Source organism: Streptomyces sp. HUAS 15-9, from assembly GCF_025642155.1.
Lineage (GTDB): Bacteria > Actinomycetota > Actinomycetes > Streptomycetales > Streptomycetaceae > Streptomyces.
In genome coordinates, this window is record NZ_CP106798.1 from 1,050,567 (window position 1) to 1,073,113 (window position 22,547).

The window sequence follows — 22,547 nt, forward strand, 5'->3', positions numbered from 1 at the left end:
GGGCGTCGGGCGACTGCCTGCACCCGCACTAGTTGCATATTCAACGATTGGCCGAATCGGTGTTACCGTGCGGGTATGGCAGTCACAACGGCCGAGTCCCGGCTCGAAGAGCGCTGGCGGGACATCCTGTCCGTGCACGCGCGCACGATGTGCGAGATCGACCGGGTCCTGCACCCTCACGGCCTGGGCGCGAGCGACTTCGAGGTGCTCGACATCCTGGCCTCCGAGGCGCCCCGGGAGGGCGATCAGTGCCGGGTGCAGAACCTCGTCGGACGGGTCCATCTCAGCCAGAGCGCACTGTCCCGGCTGATAGCACGCCTGGAGAAGGAGGGCCTGGTGGAGCGCTCCGTCTGCGCGGAGGACCGGCGCGGGGTCTGGGTCGCGCTCACCCGCAAGGGCCGTGACCTGCACACCGAAGTGCTGCCGCTGCAACGTGCCGCGCTGGCCCGCACCCTGGAAGGCACCGGGGAGAGCACCGGCTAGACCCGGCTAGACCACGAACTCCGCACCGTCCGGCAACACTTCGACGCCCTTTTCGGTCACCAGCGAGCGGGCCCGTGAAGCCGGATCGAGCAGCGGGTTCGTGTTGTTGAGGTGGGTGTAGATCCGGCGCGGGCGGGGATGGCGGGCCAGGCCGGCGAGGCTGCCGTGCGGACCCGCGACGGGAAGGTGTCCCATGGCCCGCTGCCCGGCGCCGGACCGCACCGCCGTGCCCATCTCGTCGGCGGCGAAGAACGTGCCGTCGAACAGCACACAGTCCGCCGACGCGCACAGCTCGTCCAGGACGGGCGACCAGGCGGCCACGCAGGGCGCGTAGACCAGGACTCTTCCGGTGGCCAGGTCCTCCACGCGGTACGCCGTCACCCAGCGGTCGTCCGGCTCGCGCACGGGGGCCGGTACATACTTCGGGATCTTGTCCCCCACCGGGTGGGCCGTGACGACCAGCCCGCCGGCCAGCACGAATCCGCCGTCTGCCAGGCTGTCGGCCCATTCCCAGGGGGCGTAGCGGTCCAGGGCCGCGCGGGCCGGGGCGAGTACGGCGCGCACCGGCGGGGCCGCGTACACCTTCAGGTCCACGGCGCCGCGCAGCACCGTCAGACCGGTGACGTGGTCGGCCTCGGCGTCGGTCAGCAGCACGCCCCGCAGCGGGGTGTCGCGGGGGCCGAGGCCCGGCCACAGCGCCGGGGTGGCGGTGAGCTGGGTGCCGATGTCGGGCGAGGCGTTGAGCAGCCACCAGTCGCGCCCGTTGCCGGTGAGGGCCAGGCATTCCTGGGTGCGGGAAGGCAGTTTGCCGTCCCGGGCGGTCGTGCACAGCACGCAGGCGCAGTTCCACTGCGGGAAGCCACCGCCCGCGGCCGTGCCCAGCAGGACGACCCTCACGACCATCCGCTCCTCTCACCGTCCCGGTCCCTCCGCTGGGATCTTCCCTCCACAGGCCGGTGGACTACCCCTCTGCGGGGGGCAGTTCCGGCCGACCTTCGGCGGGGCGCCGGTCCTCCGGGCGCCGGGGCGGGATCGAGCCGGCGAAGAAGTCACGCGGGCCGGTCCACAGGGCCGGGACGGCGTCGCAGCGGCGGCACAGCTCGTAGACGATCGCCTCGTAGTTGACGCGCCAGCCGCGGAAGTGCGGCCAGGCGTCCCTGGCCGGCCGCTCGGCCAGGAAACCGGCCGCCTCCACTCTCGCCACCGCCTCCTCGAACTCGCCGAAGGTGAGCCGGATCGAGGCGTCCGGTGCCGGGTCGGCGTCGAAGGGGACGCGCAGCGCGCGGGCGATGTCGCGCAGGGCCGTGAACCCGGCGCGCAGCACCAGCCGCGCCTCCGGCGGGGCGACGCGCGGGGACAGGGAGAGCTGCATGGCCGCCGCGTCCATGACGGCGACGAGCCCGACCAGCGCGCTGCGGTGCGGGCGCGGGGAGCGGAAGGTCAGCAGGATCGGGTACGTGGAGTGGCTCTCCCCCATGTCCGAGGCCAGCCGCTCCCAGGCGCGGTACAGCTCGGGCAGCGCGCCCTCGGTGTCGACCAGCCACTGCCGGGCCAGCAGCTCGGGGCCCCAGGCGGGCTCGCCGGCCCGGGACTGGAGCAGGGTGACCTCCAGTTCGCGCCGGTTGTAGGCGCTGTAGAGCGTCGGCAGGTAGGCGATCTGCAGGGCGATGACGACCGGTCCGGTGGCCGCGGCGACGAAGTCGAGCGCCGACAGCTTCAGCCGGGCGCCGCTGGCGAAGCCGAGGGTGAACAGGCTGCTGCCCGCCTCCCGGAAGGCCGCGGCCCAGGACAGCGGGGACAGCGCGTACAGCAGGAGCCCGAACGCGAGCAGGGCCCCGCCGAGCCAGGTGGTGAGCATCCCGATCAGCATCAGCGGGGCGAGCCAGGTCTGCGCGCGGTCGACGGCCTCGTATCCACCCCCTCGGTGGGTGAGCCGCAGCAGTCTGCGCAGCACCCACCACAGGCGGAACACCAGCCCGGAGTACAGCCCGCGGGGCACCACCAAGGTGCGCAGGATGCTGCTGAGGACCAGTGCGAGCACCAGTGCCCCGGCCGCGCCGGAGATCCATGCCATGCGGTCATTCTGAACGGCGCCCGGCTCCGGGGGCGGCGGGAGCACCGCACACGGGTCATGGACGCCGTACGGCCACGGCCGCGCGTTCCCCCGAAGCGGTCACGGAGTGCGGACAACGGCCACGCATTGCGGAGTGTCCCGGTCACGCCCGACGCCTACGGTGTGCTCGCGGTGAACGGAGATCGCCGCAGGGATGAGCAGGGTCGGCGCCGCTCATCCTCGTCCGGGTGGAGCGGGGCGCGGGAGTGCGCGACGGCCGCCCGCACCCTCGGGGCCCGGGTCACTCCCCCGTGAACACGGCGGCCGGGCCCACCTCGTGCCCCCCTTCCCGGTCCGGCGCGCGCCCGTGCCCTGCGGCCGTGGCGGATACCGCCAACCGGGTGACCGCGGCGGAACCGGGGGTGGTGCGGGGGCAGTTCGCGGTGGGCCGTGCCTCGCACGCCCTCCCAGGTCATCACTCGTCGTGACCGGTTCCGGGTAGCTGTAGACACGGAGGGTGACGGTGCGCACATGAACCGTCACCGGTGCTACCGGGGTGCTACAGGAGAGAAGGAACCATGTCGGTCGAGACCGGTACGACCCCCGCAGCGGGTGCCGAGGAGCGGGAGCAGCAGAGCCTCGGTACCGCCGCGGCACGGAATCTCACGACGACGACCAAGTCCGAGCCCCAGATGCAGGGGATCAGCTCGCGGTGGCTGACGCGCATGCTGCCGTGGGTGGACGTGCCGGGCGGCACGTATCGCGTCAACCGGCGGCTGGCGTATGTGCTCGGCGACGGACGGGTGACGTTCGTCAAGACCGGCGCGCGGGTCAGGGTGGTCCCGGCGGAGCTGGGCGAACTGCCCCTGCTGCGCGGGTTCCCGGACGGTGCCGCGCTGCGGGCGCTGGCGGCCCGGTTCGAGCAGCGGGAGTACGCGCCCGGCCAGGTGATCGCCACCACTGGGCGGCCGGCCGACCATGTCTACCTGGTCGCGCACGGCAAGGTGGAGAAGATCGGCGCGGGCCCCTACGGCGACGAGACGGTGGTAGGCCTGCTCGCGGACGGGGACACCTTCGGCGGCCAGGTGCTCGCGGGTCTGGACGGCGCCTGGGAGTTCACCGCTCGCGCGGCCACCGCCACCACCGTGCTGGCGCTGCCGCGCTCGGCGTACCAGGAGGTCGCGGAGCTCCACGGCGACCTGCGGGCGCACGTGGATCTGGCCCGGTCGGACGGTCACCGGCCGGTCAACGACTCCGGAGAGGCCGAGATCGCGCTCGGTTCGGGGCACTCGGGCGAGCCCGACATCCCCGGGACGTTCGTGGACTACGAGGTGGAGCCGCGTGAGTACGGGCTGAGCGTCGCGCAGACCGTGCTGCGGGTGCACACCCGTGTCGCCGACCTCTACAACCAGCCGATGCACCAGACCCAGCAGCAACTCCGGCTGACCGTGGAGGCGTTGCGGGAGCGGCAGGAACACGAGCTGATCAACAACCGGGACTTCGGGCTGCTGCACAACGCCGACTACGACCAGCGCATCTCCACCCGTTCCGGACCGCCGACGCCGGACGATCTGGACGAACTGCTGAGCATGCGGCGCGAGACACGTTTCCTGTTCGCGCATCCACGGGCGATCGCCGCGTTCGGCCGCGAGTGCAGCAAGCGGGGCCTGTACTTCGGCGGCGTCGAGGTGAACGGCCACAGACTGCCGGCCTGGCGCGGGGTGCCCCTGCTGCCGTGCGGCAAGATCCCGGTCACCGAGGCCCGTACGTCGTCGATCATCGCGATGCGCACCGGCGAGGACGACCAGGGTGTGATCGGCCTGCACCAGACGGGCCTCCCGGACGAGGTCGAACCGGGCCTGAACATCCGCTTCATGGGCATCAACGAGCAGGCGGTGACCTCCTACCTGGTGAGCACCTACTACTCGGCCGCGGTGCTCGTACCGGACGCGCTCGGCATCCTGGAGAACGTGGAGGTCTCCCGCCGCGACAGCGACTGAGGACGCGGTGCGCGGCGGCGTGACCACACGGGCTTCAGCGCCTGGGCGGGTGAGGGTCCGGGTCGGCGTGGCGGTGGGCCGACTCGTTCTCCTGGGCCATGCGTCTGAGCGCCATCAGCGCGGGCTCCAGGAGGGCGGTCAGCAGCAGGGCGCGTTCGGCTGCTTCCAACGGGTCCTCGATGCCGTCCAGTTGGTCGAGGTCGAGGACCGCGGTCCGCTCCGCCAGGCGTGCGTACGGCAGCAACGTACACCAGTCCAGGGGGACTCCGAGCGAGCGCAGTGAGGTGAGGCTCTCGGCGAGGGTGGCACGGGCGGGTGCCGAGCGGTGCACGTCCCAGCCCAGTTCCTCGACCAGCGCGTCGACTTCGGCCGCGGCGGGGGCCTGCTCTTCGGGTTCCTCGGCCGGGCCGACCGAGCCCAGGGCGAGGCCGAGCGTGAGATGGGTGTCACCCGCGCTCCGGGACAGGGCGTCCAGCAGCTCCCGGGTGGTGCCCACGGACAGCCCGCGCACCCCGGTCAGCGCGCGGATCAGGCGGAGCCTGCGCAGATGGCGGTCGTCGTACTCGGCCTGGGTCGCCGCTGTCGTCCGGCCGGGCGGGAGCAGGCCCTCGCGGATGTAGTACTTGACGGTCGAGACGGAGACGCCGCCGCGGCGGCTCAGCTCGGACATGCGCATCGAAATCGGCCTCGCTCCGGAAACTGGATACCTCTACTATCTAATCTGGATAGTAGAGGTATCCAATAGAGCTTCCTCTCCCCCGTCGTGCTCCGACCTCTGAACCCGGGAATCCGACCCCTGAACCCGAGAAGGCGACAACCATGCCCACTCTGCGCTGGACCACCGTCGACACACCCGCACCGGACGCCGAGGCGTTCGTCATGGCGTCACGCCTGGAGGTCCGCCGGCTCTCCGACGTACCGCGCTTCTTCCTGCGCTCGCTCGCCGTATGGAAGCAGGTGACCGGCGCGCCCGGCGCGTACAGCGCCTCGCTGATGGCCCAGCCCCTCAAGCGCACCTTCTGGACCCTGTCGGCCTGGGAGGACAAGGACGCGCTGTACCGGTACGCGAGGACCGAACCGCACCGGTCGATCATGACCGGACTTCGCTCCTCGATGGAGGCGTCGGTCTTCACCTTCTGGCAGGTACCGGCGTCCGGCCTGCCCATCGACTGGACGGAGGCCCGCCACCGACTGGCGGAACAGGAACAGCAGCAACAACAGGCCGGTTCGTGATCCTCAGCCGCCGAGGAGTTCCGCGAACCGCTGGGCGCCGATGTTGCCGCCGGACAGGATGACCCCGATCCTGCGGGAACCCGGGCCGAGGTCGGTGCGGTGGGCCAGCAGGGCGCCGAGCGCGCTCGCGCCGCTGGGTTCGACGACGATCTTCATGCGCTCGAACGCGAAGCGCATGGCGTCCCGGATCTGGTCGTCGCCGACCAGGGCGATGCCGTCCAGCAGACGCCGGTTGATGGAGAAGGTGAGCTCTCCGGGGATGTCGGCGGCCTGCCCGTCGGCGATGGTGCGCGGCACGGGAATGGAGACGCGCCGCCCGGCTTCGAGGGACCGTTTGGTGTCGTCCCCGGCCTCCGGCTCGACCCCGATGACACGGATGTCCGGAAGGAGTCCCTTGGCCGCGGTGGCGCTGCCGGCGATCAGCCCGCCGCCCCCGACCGGCACGACCAGGGCGTCCAAGTCCCCCACTTCCTCGATGAGTTCGAGGGCGGCCGTACCCTGCCCCGCGATGACGTGCGGATGCTCGTACGGCGGCACGAGCGCGAGTCCCCGCTCGGCGGCGAGGGCCTCCCCGATCGCCTCACGGTCGCCGGTGTAACGGTCGTAGGTGATGATTTCCGCCCCGTAGCCCGCGGTCGCCTCCAGCTTCGAGCGGGGCGTGTCCTCGGGCATCACGATGACGGCACTGGTGCCGAGCTCCCGGGCGGCCAGGGCGACGGCCTGTGCGTGGTTGCCGGAGGAGTAGGCGGCGACGCCCTTGGCCAGTTGCTCCGGGGACAGCCTGGACACGGCGTTGTACGCGCCGCGGAACTTGAAGGCGCCGACGCGCTGGAAGTTCTCGCACTTGACGAAGACCTGCGCTCCGACCAGCGCGTCCAGCGTGCGGGAGCGGAGTACGGGCGTGCGATGGGCCACTCCCTTGATCCGCGCCGCGGCGTCCTGGACGTCCTGCAGAGTGACGGGCCGGGCGTCGGGCATGGTTGTGGTCCCTTCGACGGAGCTGAACTACATCACCAGCATGCAGGACGGCAAGTTGGTCAAGCCGTCCATGATGGTGCTCCGCGATTCGAGCGGTGCGGTGCGGTGTTGGGCGTGCTGTGCATCATCCTCGACGTGACTGCCGTGAACCAAGTGCACACCCTGGTCGGCGAGATCGCCGGCGTCGCCGCCCGCCACCACGCTCCCCACCATGACCTTCAGCGACGACATCGGCGACCGGCGCGGTGTGTTCGCCGTACGGGGCGCGGTCCAGCAGGTGGCGACCCGGCTCGGCATCTCCCGCGCCTCCGCCTGCACCTGCCTCGCCGCGGCGCGGAGCACCGACGACGCCGCCAACCGCCTCTCCCGGGCACCGGACAGGAGCCGCTCACCTCACAGCTTGGCGCCGAAGTCCTGGGTCCACCACGGGCCGCCCGAACCCTTGTGGACGCCCACGCCGATCTCCTTGAACGAGCAGTTGAGGATGTTGGCGCGGTGGCCGGGGCTGTTCATCCAGGAGTCCATCACCGACTGGGGGGTCTGCTGGCCCTGGGCGATGTTCTCCCCGTACGTGGACCAGCGGTATCCCGCGGCGGTGATGCGCTGCCCGGGGTCGGCGCCGTCCGGGTTGGTGTGGTCGAAGAAGTTGCGGGCGGCCATGTCGTCGGAGTGGGCCTGCGCGGCCTTGTCCAGTTGAGCGTTCTCCGTGAGGGGACCGCAGCCCGCGCTCGCCCGCTCCTTGTTCACCAGCGCGACCACCTGCGCGACGGTGCCCGTCGGGACCGGCTGGGTCTGCGGGGTGCCGGCCGGTGTCGGAGTCGGCCGGGCGGACTGCCGGCTCGGCGGCACGCTCTTCTTGGCGGGCTTCGGGGTCTTGGAGGGGCTCGCCTTCTTCGATTTCGAGGCGGACGGCGACGGGGAGGTCTCGACGGCGCTCGGTGCCGAGAGGTCCGTCACGGGGGCATCGGCCGTCCGCGCGGTGGTCGAACCGTCGGACCCGGACCCGGAGTCCGTGCCGAAGTACCACAGGCCGCCGCCCGCCACACAGGCCGCCACCACGGCACCGCCGACGGCCCTGCGCCGTACGCGCCGTCGTCGCCGGGCCTCGCCACGGGAGTTCGACCGGCCGCGCCCGGCGCGGTGTCCGGCTCCCGTGCCCGCCGCGGCGTGATGTGCGGAGGCGCCGAGCGAGGATGCCGACCCGGCCGGTGCCATGGAGTCGGAGGCGGAGAGCACCTTCTCCAGCAGTGCGGGCGCGGCCGCGACCAGCGCCAGACCGGCCAGCAACCCCTCGGCCGGCATCAATCCGCTCCACAGGCCGGAGCAGCGCGCGCAGCCACGGGCGTGCCGGGCTATTCGCTTGCGCCACAGCGCCGAGGGCCGGCCGTCCCAAGTGCCCAGCATGCCCCGCAGTTCCTCGCACGGCGGCTGCGCGTCGAGGGCCCGCACCACCACGCGGGCGGCCTCCAGTTGCGCCTTCATCCGCTGTACCCGGACCGCCGTGTGCTGCGGCGACAGCTCCAGGGCCGCGGCGACCTCGGCCCGGGTCAGTTCGCCCGCGCACTCCAGCCACCACAGCGACAGCAGTCCCCGGTCGTCCGGCTCCAGCCAGCGGGATGCCCGGGCGGTCTCCTGGCGCTGGCCGGACAGTTGCAACTGCACCATGGTCAGGTCGACGAAGTCGGCGCCCGGGTCCGCGAGGTCCCGGGCGTCCTCCACGGCACCCGGTGCGCCCTGCCGGTCCTGCCACTGCGCCCGGACCTGATTCATCGCGATCGCCACGAGCCAGGAGCGGAAGCTCTCGGGGTCGCGCAGTCCGCCCAGCCCGTCGAGGGCGCGGAGCATGGTCTCCTGCACCACGTCGTCGACGTCGACCGAGCCGTTCAGAGCCCGCCCCACGACGTTGTAGACCAGCGGGAGGTACGCACTGACCAGGGCGTCCTGAGCCTCGGGGTCGCCCCCTCGGGCAGCGGTCACCAGTGCCGCGGTCGCCACCGGGTTCTGTGTGCTCATCAAAAAACTTCCCTGTCCTCGACGCCGAACGTTGCTGTCCGATGCATGGGAGATCGTTCGGTGAGCCTCGGATAACAGTTCTTCGGACACATATTCCACGAGAGGTTCACCGCGGGGGCACAGGAAGCGGAGCGGAGTGGAGGACGTCACATCGCGCGAGGACGACGCGCGGGTCCTGGGGAAGTTCCGCTCAGGGCTGCGGATGGACCACCTGAACGCCCCGCGCCTGCATCGCCTCGACCACCGGGTTGTCCGGTGCCGCGTCCGTGACGACCAGGGCGATCTCCTCCAGTGAGCAGACGCGCCCGAGCGCCGTACGACCGAGCTTCTCGGCCGTGGCCACCAGGACGACCCGCTGGGCCGCATCGAGGGCCGCCCGCTTCACCCGGACGTCGTCGAGGTTGTACGCGGTGGCTCCGCGCACCGGGTCCACCCCGCAGCAGCCCAGCACGAAGGTGTCGAAGCACAGGTCCTTGAAGGTTTCGGCGGGTGTGTGACCGTAGAAGGAGAGCTCTCCCGAACGGACCTGGCCACCGGGCAGCAGCAACTGGATGCCGGGGTACGGGGACAGGGCGAAAGCCGCGTGCAGCGACAGCGGGGTGACGGTGAACTGCCGGTCCTCCATGGCCTTCGCGACGGCCACCAGGGTCGTACCGGTGTCCAGGGCGACCGTCTCGCCGTCCGTCAGCAACGACAGCACGGCGCGCGCGAGTCGCTCCTTCGCCTCCAAGCCCGACATCGCGCGGATCGCGTACGGCGGCTCGACCCCGCCCGGCAGATTGCTCACCGCACCGCCGCGAACCCTGCGCAGGGCACCGCGAGATTCGAGGAGTTCCAGGTCCCGGCGGATCGTCATCTCCGAGGCCCCCGTCGCGCGGGCGAGGTCCGCGACCGTCGCGCGGTTCTCGCGCATGAGCCTCTCGATCACGAAGTTGTGTCTCTCCATCACATTCATGTCGGCGAGGGTATCGGCCATCCCCGCAGGATGCCGCTCAATGAACATCCAGCCTGTTCAATATAACGTGATCCATGAGAGAGTTCAGCGGTGATGCCTACCTGAACTGCGTCTTCCCGTGTGCGTTTGATGGGCGCTCAGCTACCGTCTCTGGAGGAGTTCGATGTCCACAGCTCGCAGACCCGATCCGTCCGGGGCGCCGCAACCGTTACTCACGACCGTGGCGATCATCGCCTCCTGCATGGCGTTCGTGGTGATCGGAGCGCTCCAGGCCCTGTACGGTCCCGCGATCCCCGCGTTGCGCAACGACTACGGCATCAGCCCCGCCGTCGCCGGGCTCAGCCTGAGCGGACACTTCGCCGCCGCGGTGGTCGGCGTGCTCGTCTACCACGTGCTGTGCACCCGACTGGGCCACCAAATCCTGCTCGGCGCCTCGTACTTGCTCATGGCGCTGGGCGCGGTGGTCTTCGCCGTCGCGCCCGACTGGCCCCTGGCCCTCGTCGGCACCTTCGTCATCGGCCTCGGCTTCGGCGGCGTCGACTACGGCCTCAACCAACTGTTCGCCGTCGCCTTCGGCCGCCGCAGCACCGCGATGCTCAACCTGCTCAACGGCCACTTCGGCGTGGGTGCGATCGCGGGGCCCGCCCTGGTGGGATGGCTCGGCGCCGAGCACTACCCGGGCATCTTCGTCGGCGTCGCAGCCGTCTGTGTCCTCATCCTGTTCACCCTCGGGGGTGTGGCCTCCCGACAGCCCGAGCCCGTCGCCGAGGCCGCGTCCGGCACGGGTGCACGCGTCGCACCGATCATCGCCGCGTTCATCGGTGTCTACGTGCTGCACGTGGCCATCGAGACCGGGGTCGGCGGATGGGAGCCCACCCATCTGGAGACCGTGGGTTACGCCGCCGCGACCGCCGCCACCGCCACGTCGGCGTACTGGGCCGCCATGACCATCGGCCGCTTCGTCGTGGTCCCGCTCTGCCTGCGCTTCTCGGCGCCCGCGATCCTGACCGTGTGCTGTGCGGGCATGGCGGGATTCCTGCTGCTCGCGACCCTCCCCTCGGCGACGCCGTACGCCTACTTCGGCGTCGGCCTCGCCATCGCGCCGATCTTCCCCACGTGTCTGCCCTGGCTGCACCGGGCGGTACCGAGCGTCGCCGCGGCCGGCGCCTATGTGATGGCGGCGTCGATGATCGGTGGCGTCGCCTTCCCGCCGCTGCTCGGCGTGGTCGTCGACGGGCTGGACGTCAAGGCGCTCCCGGTCGTCCTGTTCGCTCTGGCCGGCGTCTGTCTTCTGCTCAGCCTCTGGCTGCGCGGCAACGCCCCCGACCCGAACGGACTGCCCGCGTCGAGCCCCGGCTCCGCCGGGACCACCAAGCCCTCGGAGGTGCGGGCGTGATCGAACGAACAGTCAGGGTGAGCGGAAAGCAGTTCCCGAGGAGCTCGCCGTCCGCTACGAGGCCACCCAGGAGTGGCTGAGACACTTCAGCGTGAGTGGTGAACGGGATCCGGTGGTTCGCCGCCGGTGCTGGCCAGCCAGTCCCGGCGCAGTAGCGGCAGGGTGTGCTCCACGTCCCCGACGGTCGTGGCCGGCAGCCGAACCTCGAAGCGGGTGCCTGGGCGATGGTCGGCACGGTCCCGCACGGTGATCCGGCCTCGGTGCAGGGCGACCTGTTGGGCGACCAGGGTCAGGCCGAGACCGGAGCCGGGGCTGCCTGAGCCCTCGCTCCAGGGACCGCCGTACAAGATGTTCCCGAAGCACAAGAAGCTCTACAGCTACAAGGGCCTGGTCGAGGCGATGAAGGCGTTCCCGGCCTTCGCACACACCGGTGACGCCAAGACCGGGAAGCGTGAGGCCGCCGCGTTCCTCGCGAACGTCAGCCACGAGACCAGCGGTCTGATCTACATCAACGAGCAGAACAAGGCTGCCTGGCCGACCTACTGCACCCAAGAGCCGTACGGCTGCCCGGCCGGCCAGTCCGCGTACCACGGCCGCGGCCCGCTCCAGATCAGCTGGAACTACAACTACAAGGCCGCCGGTGACGCGTTCCACGTCGACCTGCTGCACCACCCGAATCTCGCGGCGGAGAACTCCACCGTGACGTGGAAGCTGGCGCTCTGGTACTGGATGACCCAGTCCGGCCCGGGCACCATGACGTCGCATCACGCGATGGTCGAGAGCGGCGGTTTCGGCGAGACGATCCGCAGCATCAACGACGCTGTCGAGTGCAACGGCGGCAGGTCATCCGGGTGTCAGCAGCTCAGGTACGGGCCCGTGCCGACGCTGAGCATCCTGGTGAACTTCTTGTACTTCGCGATCCGGTCGTGGACCTCGGCCGCGGCGCTCGCGGCCGGCGGTCATGCCGGTACCTCCGCCGCGCCGGCGAAGAAGAAGGGCATCAGCCCGGGACTTCGACGGGGTCACCAAGGCACTGGCCGATGCGAAGGTCGGCTGGTTCTACACCTGGGCCTCGGGCAGGGGCGGGATCAGGGCACCGCGCGGCGTCGAGTTCGTCCCCATGATCCATGACGCCGGCTCGGTGACCGAGGAGGAGCTCGACCGGGCCAGGAAGCAGGGCAGGACGTTGCTCGGCTTCAACGAGCCCGACCGGGCGGATCAGGCACACATGACGGTGCGCCAGGCACTCGACCTGTGGCCCCGGTTGCAGTCGACCCGTATGCGACTCGGCGCTCCGGCGGTGGCCACCGGGGGGCGATGTCGCCGGTGGCCGGCCGGACCGCTTCATGAAGGGCGCCGCCGCTTGTCACTACCGGGTCGATTTCATCCCCCTGCACTGGTATGGCGCGGACTTCAACGCCCGGCGCGCGACCGCGCAGTTGCGCACGTACCTCCAGGCCGTGCACCAGCGCTACAAGAAGCCGATCTGGCTCACCGAATACGCGCTGACCGGCTTCTCGGCCGGGACCCCGCGGTATCCGACGAAGGCGCAGCAGGCCTCGTTCGTGAAGAAGTCGACGGCCATGCTGCGGCAACTGCCCTACGTCCATCGGTACGCCTGGTTCACCCTCTCCACGAACCGCGGCGACGGCACCGGTCTTTACCACGGCGCGAAGGCCAACCGGGTGGGCGCCGCCTACCGCGCGGCGGGTTGACAAGGACACGCACCCCCGGAACTCATTCACTCCCCACCCAGATCCAGATCCAACGACAAGGGAAATCGAGGCAAGAACATGGGCAAGCGGATCCTGCGAGTCTCACTCGCGGCCGGTGTCGCCGCGCTGACCGCGACGGTGGCGCTCGCACCGGCGAGTTCGGCCGCGCCCAGCCCCGTGCAGGCCCACAGGGAGCCGTGCTGGGCGACGCACCACGGCCCGATACCCGCCGGCAGCCAGACGTCCAACGGCGACATCTTCGACAACAGCAAGAACGCCGCCTCCACTTCACTGAGCCGCAGGCATCAGCTGCCGTTCGGTACAAGGGTGAAGGCCACCAACGTGGCGAACGGCAAGTCCTTGGTCGTGCGCATCAATGACCGCGGCACCTTCAAACGGACGAAGGAGGTACCTCTGTGCCTGGATCTGACCGACGGAGCCTTCCGCCGTCTCGGCGGCAGCCTCAACCCCGATGCCGGCCACATCGTCGTCCGACAGAAGGTGCTGAGGTGACCTCCACCGCGGTGTCCGTCTGACGGGACACCCAAGAGCGTGGCGCCCGTCCCCGATCTCGGGGACGGACGCACGGCGGAGGCGCGGCCGGTCGGTCGGTCGACACCGGCAGGCCGGCCAGGACACCGGCCCAGCCGGTGTCGCACCTCGTATCGAGGCCTTGCGTGCGGCAGCCGCCGAACCGACTCGACGTACGCGGTGATCCGGCGAAGGCGGGCTGCGTTGTCCGGCATGTGGCGGATCATGCGGGCGACAGTCCGAAGCGTTCGAAGTAATCGCACACCTGATGCGTTACTCGCGGCGAGCACAGAGGAAGGCGGACAGCGGCGCGACGCGCCGATCCAAACTCCCCGTGATCATCCGAACGGAGTAGTACGCCATGCCGCTGGACCTCACCAAGCAAGCAATCGGGCCGGAAGACCCGAAGGCACAGCTCCCACCCGACCTGGAGGCGCCCCTGAGCGACATTCAGGGCAACATCCTGAAGAGCCATGGACGCGATCACAGCCAGCATCTGTTCATCACTTTCACGGATGTGGGCAAGGCCAAGAAGTGGGTCGCCTCGATGGCCGACCGCGTGACGTCGGCGTCGAAGCAGTGGAAGGATTCGCTGAAACGCCACAACCTCTTCGAGGAGTCCGAGAAACACGGCTACCCCGCCGCATGGCGGGACGAACAGTTGACGGAGCAGCAGAGCAGCGTCTTCATCAACCTGCTGCTCTCCCACAAGGGCTACCTGAAGCTGGGCATCCCCAAGGAGCGTATCCCGCAGGACGCGGCCTTCCAGCGCGGTGCGCAGCACCCCGACACGATCAGGAAGCTCGCCGACCCGCCGCTGAAGGCACCCTCCGGTGGCGATCCCGAGAACCAATGGGAGGAGGATTTCCGCAAGGACCTCCACGCCCTCGTCATCGTCGCCGACGACAGCCCCGCCAAGGTCGCGGCAGAGGCGAAGAAGATCAGCGACGATGTCGGGAAGAACGGCGGAACGATCGCACACACCGAGACGGGGCTCGTACTGCGCTACGGCGAGAACGGTCCGGTCAGGGAGCACTTCGGGTTCGTCGACGGAGTGAGCAACCCGTTGTTCTACGCCAAGGACGTCGCCAAGGTGAAACCCCCCAATGGCAAGTTCCGCTACGACCCGCGGGCGCCGCTGGGGCTGGTTCTGGTCAAGGAGCCGGGTGGCAAGGACGAGACCTATGGCTCGTACTTCGTCTATCGCAAGCTCGAACAGAAGGTCGCCCAGTTCAAGCAGGACAGGTTCACGCTCGCCACCGCGCTGGCTCACAAGGACGGTCGGGAGGCGGCCAACGAGGCGGACAAGGAGTTGGCCGGCGCCTACATGGTGGGACGATTCCGCGACGGCGCACCCGTGGTGGCGTTCGCCTCGGAGAGCGGGGTCGGCAAGGACATCCCGAACGACTTCGACTACAGCGCGGACGCCAACGGCGACAAGTGCCCCTTCCAGGCACACACCCGCAAGACCAACCCGCGTAACGAGACGGGCGACGCGACAACAGAGCGAAGCCACCGCATCGTCCGCCGGGCCATCAGCTTCGAGAAGGGCAAGAGAGTCGGTCTGCTGTTTCTGTGCGCACAGAGCAGCATTGAGCACCAGTTTGAGTTCATGCAGGAGTCCTGGTGCAACAACACGGGATTCCTGCGCCCCAGCGTCAAGCCGAAGCCGCCCGGCGCTCTGGACACCGGTCTCGACCCGATCGTCGGCCAGGGCCCGTCGACGGAGCAGGAATGGCCGAAGAAGCACGGCAAGAGCGAGCGCATCAAGGTCACGCTCAAGCAGGCGGTCGTCATGAGGGGCGGCGAGTACTTCTTCATGCCGAGCCTGAGCTTCCTGAAGAACCCCGGCGTGTGACACGCACACACTCACTACGGCCCACCGGGAGCGGTGGGCCGTAGCGGGTTCGGGCCGGCCGGGCCTGGCCGTGGTCGAGACGGCCGCTTGCGATGACCAGACCGGCTTGCAGTCTCCCGACTACGAGTTGACACACGGAGTCTTGGCGACAAAGGTACTAATTGTGCATGTTCGAGCACGCTTCGTGTTCGAACATGCTTCCAATGTCGCTCCATCCCCCTCAGCCCCAGCAGTTCGGGCCCTCCCTGCCTGCCCGCGTGCCGCAGGGAGTTGTTCGGCGATGGTCTCCCGCCTGCGCCCGGCGTGCCCGCGCGCAGGCGGCCAGGCCTCGTTCATCCACGTCGCGAGCAAGGTCCTGCCCGACAGGCCGACGGCGTCGTCATGCGGCACGCCGGCCTTGCGGGGCCGCACGGCCACGGAAGGCCGGCGTGCCGTAGCCATCGGGTCTCGCGGCTCTCGCTTCACCCAGAAGGGAACAGATGCCATGGACAACACCCAAACCGACCTCTGGAGGAACCGCGTGCGCTGGGAGACCTGTCTCCAGCTGGCGCGCGAGCTGCTTCTGATCGGTCCCGAGCCGAAGAACGAGGACCTGAAGCTGCGCTTCCTCGACGTCCTCATCGACCGGGGGCTGGCTCCCGTACAGCCGCCCGGGCGGCCGAAGGAGGTGCTGATCGTCGGGGCCGGGATTTCCGGTCTGGTGGCCGCGACGCTGCTCAAACAGGCCGGCCACAAGGTCACGATCCTGGAGGCCAACGCCAGCCGGGTGGGCGGACGTATCAAGACCTTCCGCCGCCGGGAGGGCGAGGTACAGGGCCCGTTCACCGATCCGGCCCAGTACGCGGAGGCGGGAGCCATGCGGCTGCCCGACTTCCACCCCCTCACCCTCGCCCTGATCGACAAGCTCGGGCTGAAGCGCCGGCTGTTCTACAACGTCGACGTCGACCCCCGTACGGGCTTCCAGAAGGCGCCCGTACCCCCCGTGGTCTACAAATCCTTCACCGGTCAGGAGTGGAGGTACGGACAGGACAGCCCCGACTTCCGGGAGCCCCACAAGCGGAACGACACCTGGATCCAGATGAACTCCGTCCAGGCCCGCCGGTCCGAGTACGCGGACGACCCCACGCTGATCAACGAGGGCTTCCACCTGACGGGGGACGAAGCACGGCTGACCACCAGCCAGATGATCAACGATGCTCTGGAAGAGGTCAGGGACTACTACTCCGACTCCGTGACCGGCCAGGACGGCACGCAGCAACGGGTGAACAAGCCGTTCAAGGAGTGGCTCGAAGGCTGGGCGCGGGTGGTCCACGACTTCGACGGCTGCTCGATGGGCGACTTCCTGCGCGACCACGCCGGTCTGAGCGACGAGGCCATCGAGGCCGCCGGCTCGATCGAGAACCTCACCTCGCGGCTCCACCTGTCGTTCTTCCACAGCTTCCTGGGTCGCAGTGACATCAACCCGAACGTCACCTACTGGGAGATCGAGGGCGGCACCGAGATGCTGCCCGACAAACTCGCCGAAGGGCTTCAGGACGAGCTGGTGATGGGACACCGGATGGTCCGCCTGGAGTACTGGGACCCGCACCGGGACGGTGAGCGGCGCGAACACGTGGGCCCGGAGCCGGGGCGCACCGTCGCGATCCACACCGAGCCCGAGGACTCCCTGAGCGGACCGCCCCGGGTGTGGAGGGGTGACATGGCGATCGTCACGGTCCCCTTCTCGAGCTTCCGCTTCGTCGAGGTGTCGCCGCCGTTCTCGTACAAGAAGCGACGGGCCGTCATCGAGACGCACTACGACCAGGCGACGAAGGTCCTGCTGGAGTTCTCCAAGCGGTGGTGGGAGTTCACCGAGGAGGACTGGCGCCGGGAGCTGGAGTCCATCGATCCTGGCCTGTACGACTTCTACCAGCAGTCCGCCAAGGCCCCCGTTGAGCCCGCGGACGACCTGCCCTCTCAGCTCGGCTCACTGCCGACGGGGCTGCTCGGTGCCCACGGCAGCGTGCAGGAACAGCTCATCGACCCCAGGCAGCTCGAGTACTACCGCCAGGAGCCGCTGCGCGGGGCACCGCTTCGGCCGGCGACCAACGTGTTCGGGGGTGGCTCGACCACCGACAACCCCAACCGGTACATCTACTACCCCTCCCACCCGGTGCCGGGCAGCAAGGGCGGCGGGGTGGTCCTGGCCACATACTCCTGGTCCGACGACGCGGCACGCTGGGACTCGATGGAGGACGCCCAACGCTACGTCCACGCCCTGCGGAACCTGCAACTGGTCCACGGCCGTCGCATCGAGGTGTTCTACACGGGCGCCGGGCAGACCCAGAGCTGGCTGCGCAACCCGTACGCCTTCGGGGAGGCCGCGATCTACACACCGCACCAGATGACCAGCTTCCACCTTGACGCGGTCAAGCCCGAAGGGCCGGTGCACTTCGCTGGCGAGCACACCTCGCTGAAGCACGCCTGGATCGAGGGCGCCGTGGAGACGGCGGTCCGCGCCGCCATCGACGTGCACGAGAAGGCGTCGCCTCCGTCCTACACGGTGCCCGTGGAACGCGAGGTGGGACGCGAAGCGGTGGACGAGCGACAGTTCGCGGAGGTACAGGCACAGTGACGCACCAGCCCTCGACATGGAACGTGGCGCGGTATCTGGCCACCCGACTCGAACAGCTCGGAATCAAGCACCTGTTCGGCGTACCCGGCAACCACCTGGGCCCGTTCCTTTCCATCATGAAGCAGCACAACCCGCAGGTGACGTGGGTGGGCACGCCGACCGAGGTCGGGGCCGGTTATGCGGCCGACGCCTATGCGCGGGCCCGCCACGCCGACGCCCCTGACGGCGGCTTCGGCGTCGGTGCCGTCGCCGTCACCTACAGCGTCGGAGCGTTCAATCTGCTCAACCCCATCGGGGGCGCCTACGTCGAGTACGTACCGCTCATCGCGATCAACGCCTGCCCGACCTATGAGCAGTGGCTCAACTACCAGGCCATCGGCCTGCTCACCTCCCACATGAGCCAGCGCCGGGAGAGCAACCTCGACGTGTACCGCCAGGTCACGGTCGACGCGCAGGTGATCTCCAACCCGGGACTGGCCCCCGTCCAGATCGACAGCGCCATCGTCGCCTGCCTGTCCGAGCGCCGGCCTGTGTATCTCGAGGTCATGGAGGACGTCTGGGCCGCTGAATGCGAAGCACCCCAGGGCCGTCTGGCCCCCAGGCAACGCCCGTTCACCCCCAAGAACCGGACCATGCTGGCCAAGGCGGTCGCCGCCGCCGTCGACCTCGTCAAACGGAAGGGGGGAGTACAGGGCTCGCCCATCCTGTGGGCGGGCGAGGAGATCGACCGGTTCCGTCTCTCCCATCCCCTCACCGAACTCGTGCAGGACACCGGGATGCCGTTCTGCACGACCGTCGGAGGCAAGTCCGTGGTCTCGGAGAACACCCCGGGATTCGTCGGCGTCTACAACGGCAAGGCCAGTGATCCGTACGTACGGGAGGTATTCCAGCGGGCCAAGTGCCGCATCGGGCTGGGCACCTGGTCGACGTCGAAGAACCTCGGCGGCGAGCAGGACATCGGCGACGACTGGTGCGTGGCCGCCCGCGAAGGAGTGAGCGTCGGCGCCTCGTACTACCCTGACATCCAGCTGGAACGGTTCATCCCAGCGCTGCGCGAGGCGCTGGTGACCGAGTTCGGCCCGCGCGCCTTCGCCGCCGACTACTTCGCCCAGGCGCACGCCGAAGGGGCCCCGGTGCCCGAGAGCACGGCCGCCTACCAGGCCCAGCTCAGCGCTACCGACTTCCAGGCGGAGCTGACGTACGATAGCTTCTTCCAGCACATCAGCGGTTTCCTCGACAGCCAGGCTTCGGGCACGGGCACCCAGGCCACCTCACCGTTCACCCTCCTGTCCGACGCGGCGTTCGCCCTCCTGGGCTCGATGAACCTGCACACCGTCGAGCGCGCCGGATACCTGGCGCAGAACGCGTGGCTGTCCATCGGCTACTCGGTCGGCGCGGCCACCGGCGTCGCGATGGCCCGGGAACCCGCGGGCAAACGGCCGATGGTGTTCGTCGGCGACGGCGCGTTCCAGGAGACGTGCCAGGAACTGTCCACACATACCCGGCACCGGCTGAACCCGGTGATCTTCGTGCTGGACAACGAGGGCTTCTACGGCATCGAGCAGATGCTGGTCAACCCGTGCTACTACCAGCAGAAGCCGTCCGACGGCGCCGACTTCTACAACAACCTGCACCAGTGGCACTACGACCAACTGGCCAAGGTCTTCGGCTCGGCCAAGAGCCCGATGACCGGCATGACGGTCACCACCCACACGGAACTGGAATCCGTGCTGAAGCGGATCGGCGAGCCGAACGACTCGGTCAACCAGGGACCGCTGCTGGTCCAGGTCCGCCTCAGCCGTCACGACTACCCCCGCGCCCTTCACTACAAGATCACCGAGAACTGTCCCTGACGAGGCGCTGCACAGCTGACGGACGCCCGCGCCAGAAGACCAAGACCTTCTGGCACAGGCGTCCGTAGCGTGTGGTTGCCGATGACCACGCGGTGCGGATCACCATGCGTCGCAGGGCGCCGCGATCTCAGAGGGCATTTGATCTAGGCGAATTGCCCTTTCTATTCTAGTAAGTCCCTCGCCAGGTTGGTGTCGTCTCGTCCGTTATGCGCTTGGCGAGGTTGTCGATCGAGGCGACGTGGATCATGGCCTCGGAGCTGGCGGGAAGGGTCTCGTAATCGCGAGAAAGGCGCCGGTGCAACATAAGCCAACCCAGGCTTCGCTCGACTACCCAGCGTCTTTTGACAACGTGAAAGCCGCGAACTCCGGGGTTTCTGTTGACGACTTCGACGTCGATTCCGAGACGTGCGCCGTGCTCGATGACGGCGTTCTTGAAGCCGGTGTCGACCCAGCTCTTGGCGATGGTTGGATACGTCTTCTTGGCTTGGTCGAGAAGACGTATTCCTACGGCGTTCTCGGAGAGGCTCGCGGCGGTGACAGTCACGGCGAGGATGAGTCCGATCGTATCGGTGAGTATGCCTCGCTTGCGGCCGACGATCTTCTTGGCGGCGTCCGTTCCCTGGCTGGTCAGGGGCACGTTGGTGGAGGTCTTCACGCTCTGGGTGTCGATGACGGACCCTGTGGGTTCGGGCTTGCGCCCTTCCTTCACGCGGGCGAGCCCGGTCAGGTCGTAGTTGAGCTGGGCGAGGATTCCCTCATCGCGCCAGGCGGCATAGTAGGCGTAGACGGTGCCGTAGTTCGGGAAGTCGTGTGGGAGGTATTTCCAGGGGATTCCCGTGCGGTTGATGTAGAGGAGTGCGTTGAATACGTCGCGCAGGTCGACCTTGGCCGGCTGCCCGGTGGGTCTGCGGTCGAGCCGGGCTTTTCTCCAGGCCGTCAACGTCGGCTCGATTAGGGCCCATCGGGCGTCGGAAAGGTCGCTGGGGTACGGCTTCCGCTGGCTCACGTTCCAGAGGGATCATGGGTGTGACGGAAGATCGGGTTCCGGTGATCATCGGGCGGTTCCGTGCCATCTCTACGTCAGACACGCTTCGAGGATCGAAGCCGAGCGAAACGGGCGGGCAGGTCCGGAAGTCTTGAAGTGATGAAGCGCATTGATCCGCCGAAAGACCTCAAACTGACACAGCGACAGAACTCGCATACCGGCATGAGGCATACCTGAACGCCCACTCAGAGGGCGTATTGCACTCGTCTCGACCACCTTCGAGCCCCTGAACCGCCCTTCCGTGAACCGGCATGGTGGCCGCACGCATAGCCAACCCTCGAACTATGTTGCCCCACCACATGTGCCCCTGACGTGCTCCTTCCTACCGTGTGCCGACACGTACCCGTCCCCACCGCACACGAGGAAGTGGCGCACATGGCCTCCGCAGCATCCGCTCCCCCGACAGCCGCCAATCTGAAGCGCATCGTGGCCGCGAGCCTCATCGGCACCACCATCGAGTGGTACGACTTCTTCCTCTACGGCTCTGCCGCCGCGCTGGTGTTCAACAAGTTGTTCTTCCCTGGCTCGGACCCGCTCGTCGGCACGCTGCTGTCGTTCCTGACCTACGCGGTCGGATTCGCGGCGCGGCCGCTGGGCGCGCTGGTCTTCGGGCACTACGGCGACCGGCTGGGGCGCAAGAAGCTGCTGGTGCTGAGTCTGTTGCTGATGGGCGGCGCGACCTTCGCGATCGGGCTGCTGCCCACGCACGCCACCCTCGGCGCCGCCGCCCCCGTCCTGCTCACCGCGCTGCGCCTCGTCCAGGGCTTCGCGCTCGGCGGTGAGTGGGGCGGGGCCGTGCTGCTGGTGTCCGAGCACGGGGACGCGCGGCGGCGCGGGTTCTGGGCCTCGTGGCCCCAGACCGGGGCACCGGCGGGGCAACTCCTCGCGACCGGAGTGCTGTCGCTGCTCACCGCCGAGCTGTCGGACGAAGCCTTCGGCAGCTGGGGCTGGCGGATCCCGTTCCTGCTCTCCGGTGTGCTGGTCGTCATCGGCTTGTGGATTCGGCTCTCTGTCGATGAATCCCCTGTGTTCCGTGAGGCCTTGGAGCGGGCAGAGGCCCGCAGGGCCGAGCGCGCGGAGGGTGCCGAGAAGCTGCCGTTCGTGTCCGTCCTGCGGCACCACTGGCGTGATGTGCTCGTGGCGATGGGCGCCCGCATGGCGGAGAACATCAGCTACTACGTCATCACCGCGTTCATCCTCGTCTACGCCACCACGTCGGCCGGCGTCTCCAAGCAGACGGCGCTGAACGCCGTACTCATCGGCTCGGCCGTGCACTTCGCGGTCATTCCGGCATGGGGCGCGCTGTCCGACCGGGTCGGGCGCCGCCCCGTCTATCTGCTGGGCGCGGCCGGGGTGGGCCTGTGGATGTTCCCCTTCTTCTCCCTGGTCGACACGGCCACGTTCGGGAACCTCGTCCTCGCCGTGACCGTGGGTCTCGTGCTGCACGGTGCGATGTACGCGCCGCAGGCCGCCTTCTTCTCCGAGATGTTCGCGACCCGGATGCGGTACTCCGGCGCGTCCATCGGCGCCCAGTTCGCGTCCGTGGCGGCGGGTGCCCCCGCGCCGCTCATCGCCACCGCCCTGCTCTCCGACTACGGCAGTTCGACGCCGATCGCCCTGTATGTGATCGCGGCGGCCGTGCTGACGCTGATCGCGGTGGGGGTGGCGAAGGAGACCCGGCACCGGGACCTCGCCGACGTCGCGGCCGGGCGCGGAGCCGGGGCCGGGGCCATGGGCGGTTCCGAGACCGCCGGCGCGTCCGCGTCGGGTGCGTCCACCGTGTGATCGGGCACTCTCGCACCGGCCCCCGTAAGGTCGTC

At 69.1% G+C, this 22,547-nt stretch carries 20 protein-coding genes and 2 pseudogenes; 13 read left to right on the plus strand and 9 right to left on the minus strand.

The window, feature by feature from the left end; all coding sequences use genetic code 11:
• Positions 1 to 75 precede the first annotated feature (75 nt).
• Positions 76 to 483: a MarR family winged helix-turn-helix transcriptional regulator gene (locus N8I87_RS04690; protein ID WP_263205722.1), complete on the plus strand. Its 408-nt coding sequence runs from the start codon at positions 76 to 78 to the stop codon at positions 481 to 483.
• 6 nt (positions 484 to 489) lie between these two features.
• Here the strand turns inward: N8I87_RS04690 and pqqB are convergent, their stop codons facing one another.
• Together pqqB and N8I87_RS04700 are read right to left on the minus strand one after the other, a co-directional pair.
• Complete coding sequence (gene pqqB, locus N8I87_RS04695; protein WP_263205724.1) at positions 490 to 1,380, minus strand: pyrroloquinoline quinone biosynthesis protein PqqB; 891 nt, start codon at positions 1,378 to 1,380, stop codon at positions 490 to 492.
• Positions 1,381 to 1,444: 64 nt separating this feature from the next.
• Positions 1,445 to 2,557, minus strand: a complete 1,113-nt coding sequence (locus tag N8I87_RS04700) for a hypothetical protein (RefSeq protein WP_263205725.1) — start codon at positions 2,555 to 2,557, stop codon at positions 1,445 to 1,447.
• Between the two features lie 557 nt (positions 2,558 to 3,114).
• On the opposite strand from N8I87_RS04700, the gene N8I87_RS04705 reads away from it, so the two are divergent.
• Positions 3,115 to 4,536, plus strand: a complete 1,422-nt coding sequence (locus N8I87_RS04705) for a family 2B encapsulin nanocompartment shell protein (protein WP_263205727.1) — start codon at positions 3,115 to 3,117, stop codon at positions 4,534 to 4,536.
• Between the two features lie 34 nt (positions 4,537 to 4,570).
• Here the strand turns inward: N8I87_RS04705 and N8I87_RS04710 are convergent, their stop codons facing one another.
• Entirely contained in the window at positions 4,571 to 5,212 is a 642-nt protein-coding gene (locus N8I87_RS04710) for a MerR family transcriptional regulator (protein ID WP_263205728.1), read from the minus strand.
• 143 nt (positions 5,213 to 5,355) lie between these two features.
• On the opposite strand from N8I87_RS04710, the gene N8I87_RS04715 reads away from it, so the two are divergent.
• The gene (locus N8I87_RS04715; protein ID WP_263205730.1) at positions 5,356 to 5,769 is read left to right on the plus strand and encodes a DUF3291 domain-containing protein; all 414 of its coding nucleotides are present in this window, start codon (positions 5,356 to 5,358) and stop codon (positions 5,767 to 5,769) included.
• A 3-nt stretch (positions 5,770 to 5,772) separates the two neighbouring features.
• Here N8I87_RS04715 and N8I87_RS04720 read toward each other — a convergent pair whose 3' ends face one another.
• Both N8I87_RS04720 and N8I87_RS44850 read right to left on the minus strand, forming a co-directional pair.
• Positions 5,773 to 6,747 carry a threo-3-hydroxy-L-aspartate ammonia-lyase gene (locus N8I87_RS04720; protein ID WP_263205732.1) on the minus strand — a complete coding sequence of 325 codons (975 nt, stop codon included), beginning with the start codon at positions 6,745 to 6,747 and terminating at the stop codon, positions 5,773 to 5,775.
• Between the two features lie 27 nt (positions 6,748 to 6,774).
• A complete protein-coding gene (locus N8I87_RS44850; RefSeq protein ID WP_491743932.1) occupies positions 6,775 to 6,948 on the minus strand; it encodes a hypothetical protein in 174 nt (57 codons plus the stop codon).
• Positions 6,949 to 6,958: 10 nt separating this feature from the next.
• Between N8I87_RS44850 and N8I87_RS44855 the strand changes: the two are divergent.
• Positions 6,959 to 7,024, plus strand: a pseudogene (locus N8I87_RS44855) (hypothetical protein); the annotation flags it as partial.
• Positions 7,025 to 7,140: 116 nt separating this feature from the next.
• Here N8I87_RS44855 and N8I87_RS04730 read toward each other — a convergent pair.
• On the minus strand, positions 7,141 to 8,760 hold the full coding sequence (locus N8I87_RS04730) for a sigma-70 family RNA polymerase sigma factor (protein ID WP_263205734.1): 1,620 nt from the start codon (positions 8,758 to 8,760) through the stop codon (positions 7,141 to 7,143).
• Positions 8,761 to 8,950: 190 nt separating this feature from the next.
• Positions 8,951 to 9,736, minus strand: coding sequence for a DeoR/GlpR family DNA-binding transcription regulator (locus tag N8I87_RS04735; protein WP_263205735.1), 786 nt, complete (start codon positions 9,734 to 9,736; stop codon positions 8,951 to 8,953).
• A 199-nt stretch (positions 9,737 to 9,935) separates the two neighbouring features.
• On the opposite strand from N8I87_RS04735, the gene N8I87_RS04740 reads away from it, so the two are divergent.
• Positions 9,936 to 11,111 (plus strand): MFS transporter, encoded by a 1,176-nt coding sequence (locus tag N8I87_RS04740; protein ID WP_317633447.1) that lies wholly within the window; start codon positions 9,936 to 9,938, stop codon positions 11,109 to 11,111.
• 86 nt (positions 11,112 to 11,197) lie between these two features.
• Here the strand turns inward: N8I87_RS04740 and N8I87_RS04745 are convergent, their stop codons facing one another.
• Entirely contained in the window at positions 11,198 to 11,458 is a 261-nt protein-coding gene (locus tag N8I87_RS04745; RefSeq protein ID WP_411577194.1) for an ATP-binding protein, read from the minus strand.
• 1 nt (position 11,459) lies between these two features.
• Between N8I87_RS04745 and N8I87_RS44275 the strand changes: the two genes are divergently transcribed.
• From N8I87_RS44275 to N8I87_RS04780, 7 genes and pseudogenes are all read left to right on the plus strand, one after another.
• Positions 11,460 to 12,242 (plus strand): chitinase, encoded by a 783-nt coding sequence (locus N8I87_RS44275; protein ID WP_411577195.1) that lies wholly within the window; start codon positions 11,460 to 11,462, stop codon positions 12,240 to 12,242.
• A pseudogene (locus tag N8I87_RS44280) lies at positions 12,199 to 12,363 on the plus strand (glycosyl hydrolase); the annotation flags it as partial. The gene N8I87_RS44275 and the pseudogene N8I87_RS44280, both read left to right, overlap by 44 nt.
• Before the next feature lie 94 nt (positions 12,364 to 12,457).
• Positions 12,458 to 12,826: a glycosyl hydrolase gene (locus tag N8I87_RS04760; RefSeq protein ID WP_263205736.1), complete on the plus strand. Its 369-nt coding sequence runs from the start codon at positions 12,458 to 12,460 to the stop codon at positions 12,824 to 12,826.
• A gap of 78 nt (positions 12,827 to 12,904) precedes the next feature.
• Positions 12,905 to 13,339 carry a septal ring lytic transglycosylase RlpA family protein gene (locus N8I87_RS04765; protein WP_263205738.1) on the plus strand — a complete coding sequence of 145 codons (435 nt, stop codon included), beginning with the start codon at positions 12,905 to 12,907 and terminating at the stop codon, positions 13,337 to 13,339.
• A 379-nt stretch (positions 13,340 to 13,718) separates the two neighbouring features.
• Positions 13,719 to 15,215: a Dyp-type peroxidase gene (locus tag N8I87_RS04770; RefSeq protein ID WP_263205740.1), complete on the plus strand. Its 1,497-nt coding sequence runs from the start codon at positions 13,719 to 13,721 to the stop codon at positions 15,213 to 15,215.
• A 484-nt stretch (positions 15,216 to 15,699) separates the two neighbouring features.
• Positions 15,700 to 17,829 carry a flavin monoamine oxidase family protein gene (locus N8I87_RS04775; protein ID WP_317633448.1) on the plus strand — a complete coding sequence of 710 codons (2,130 nt, stop codon included), beginning with the start codon at positions 15,700 to 15,702 and terminating at the stop codon, positions 17,827 to 17,829.
• Positions 17,826 to 19,682, plus strand: a complete 1,857-nt coding sequence (locus N8I87_RS04780; protein ID WP_263205742.1) for an alpha-keto acid decarboxylase family protein — start codon at positions 17,826 to 17,828, stop codon at positions 19,680 to 19,682. The genes N8I87_RS04775 and N8I87_RS04780 overlap by 4 nt, the downstream gene beginning before the upstream one ends.
• 166 nt (positions 19,683 to 19,848) lie before the next feature.
• Here N8I87_RS04780 and N8I87_RS04785 read toward each other — a convergent pair whose 3' ends face one another.
• Positions 19,849 to 20,688: an IS5 family transposase gene (locus N8I87_RS04785; RefSeq protein ID WP_263205744.1), complete on the minus strand. Its 840-nt coding sequence runs from the start codon at positions 20,686 to 20,688 to the stop codon at positions 19,849 to 19,851.
• A gap of 414 nt (positions 20,689 to 21,102) precedes the next feature.
• Here N8I87_RS04785 and N8I87_RS04790 point away from each other — a divergent pair, with 414 nt between their 5' ends.
• Complete coding sequence (locus tag N8I87_RS04790; RefSeq protein WP_263205746.1) at positions 21,103 to 22,512, plus strand: MFS transporter; 1,410 nt, start codon at positions 21,103 to 21,105, stop codon at positions 22,510 to 22,512.
• Positions 22,513 to 22,547 lie beyond the last annotated feature (35 nt).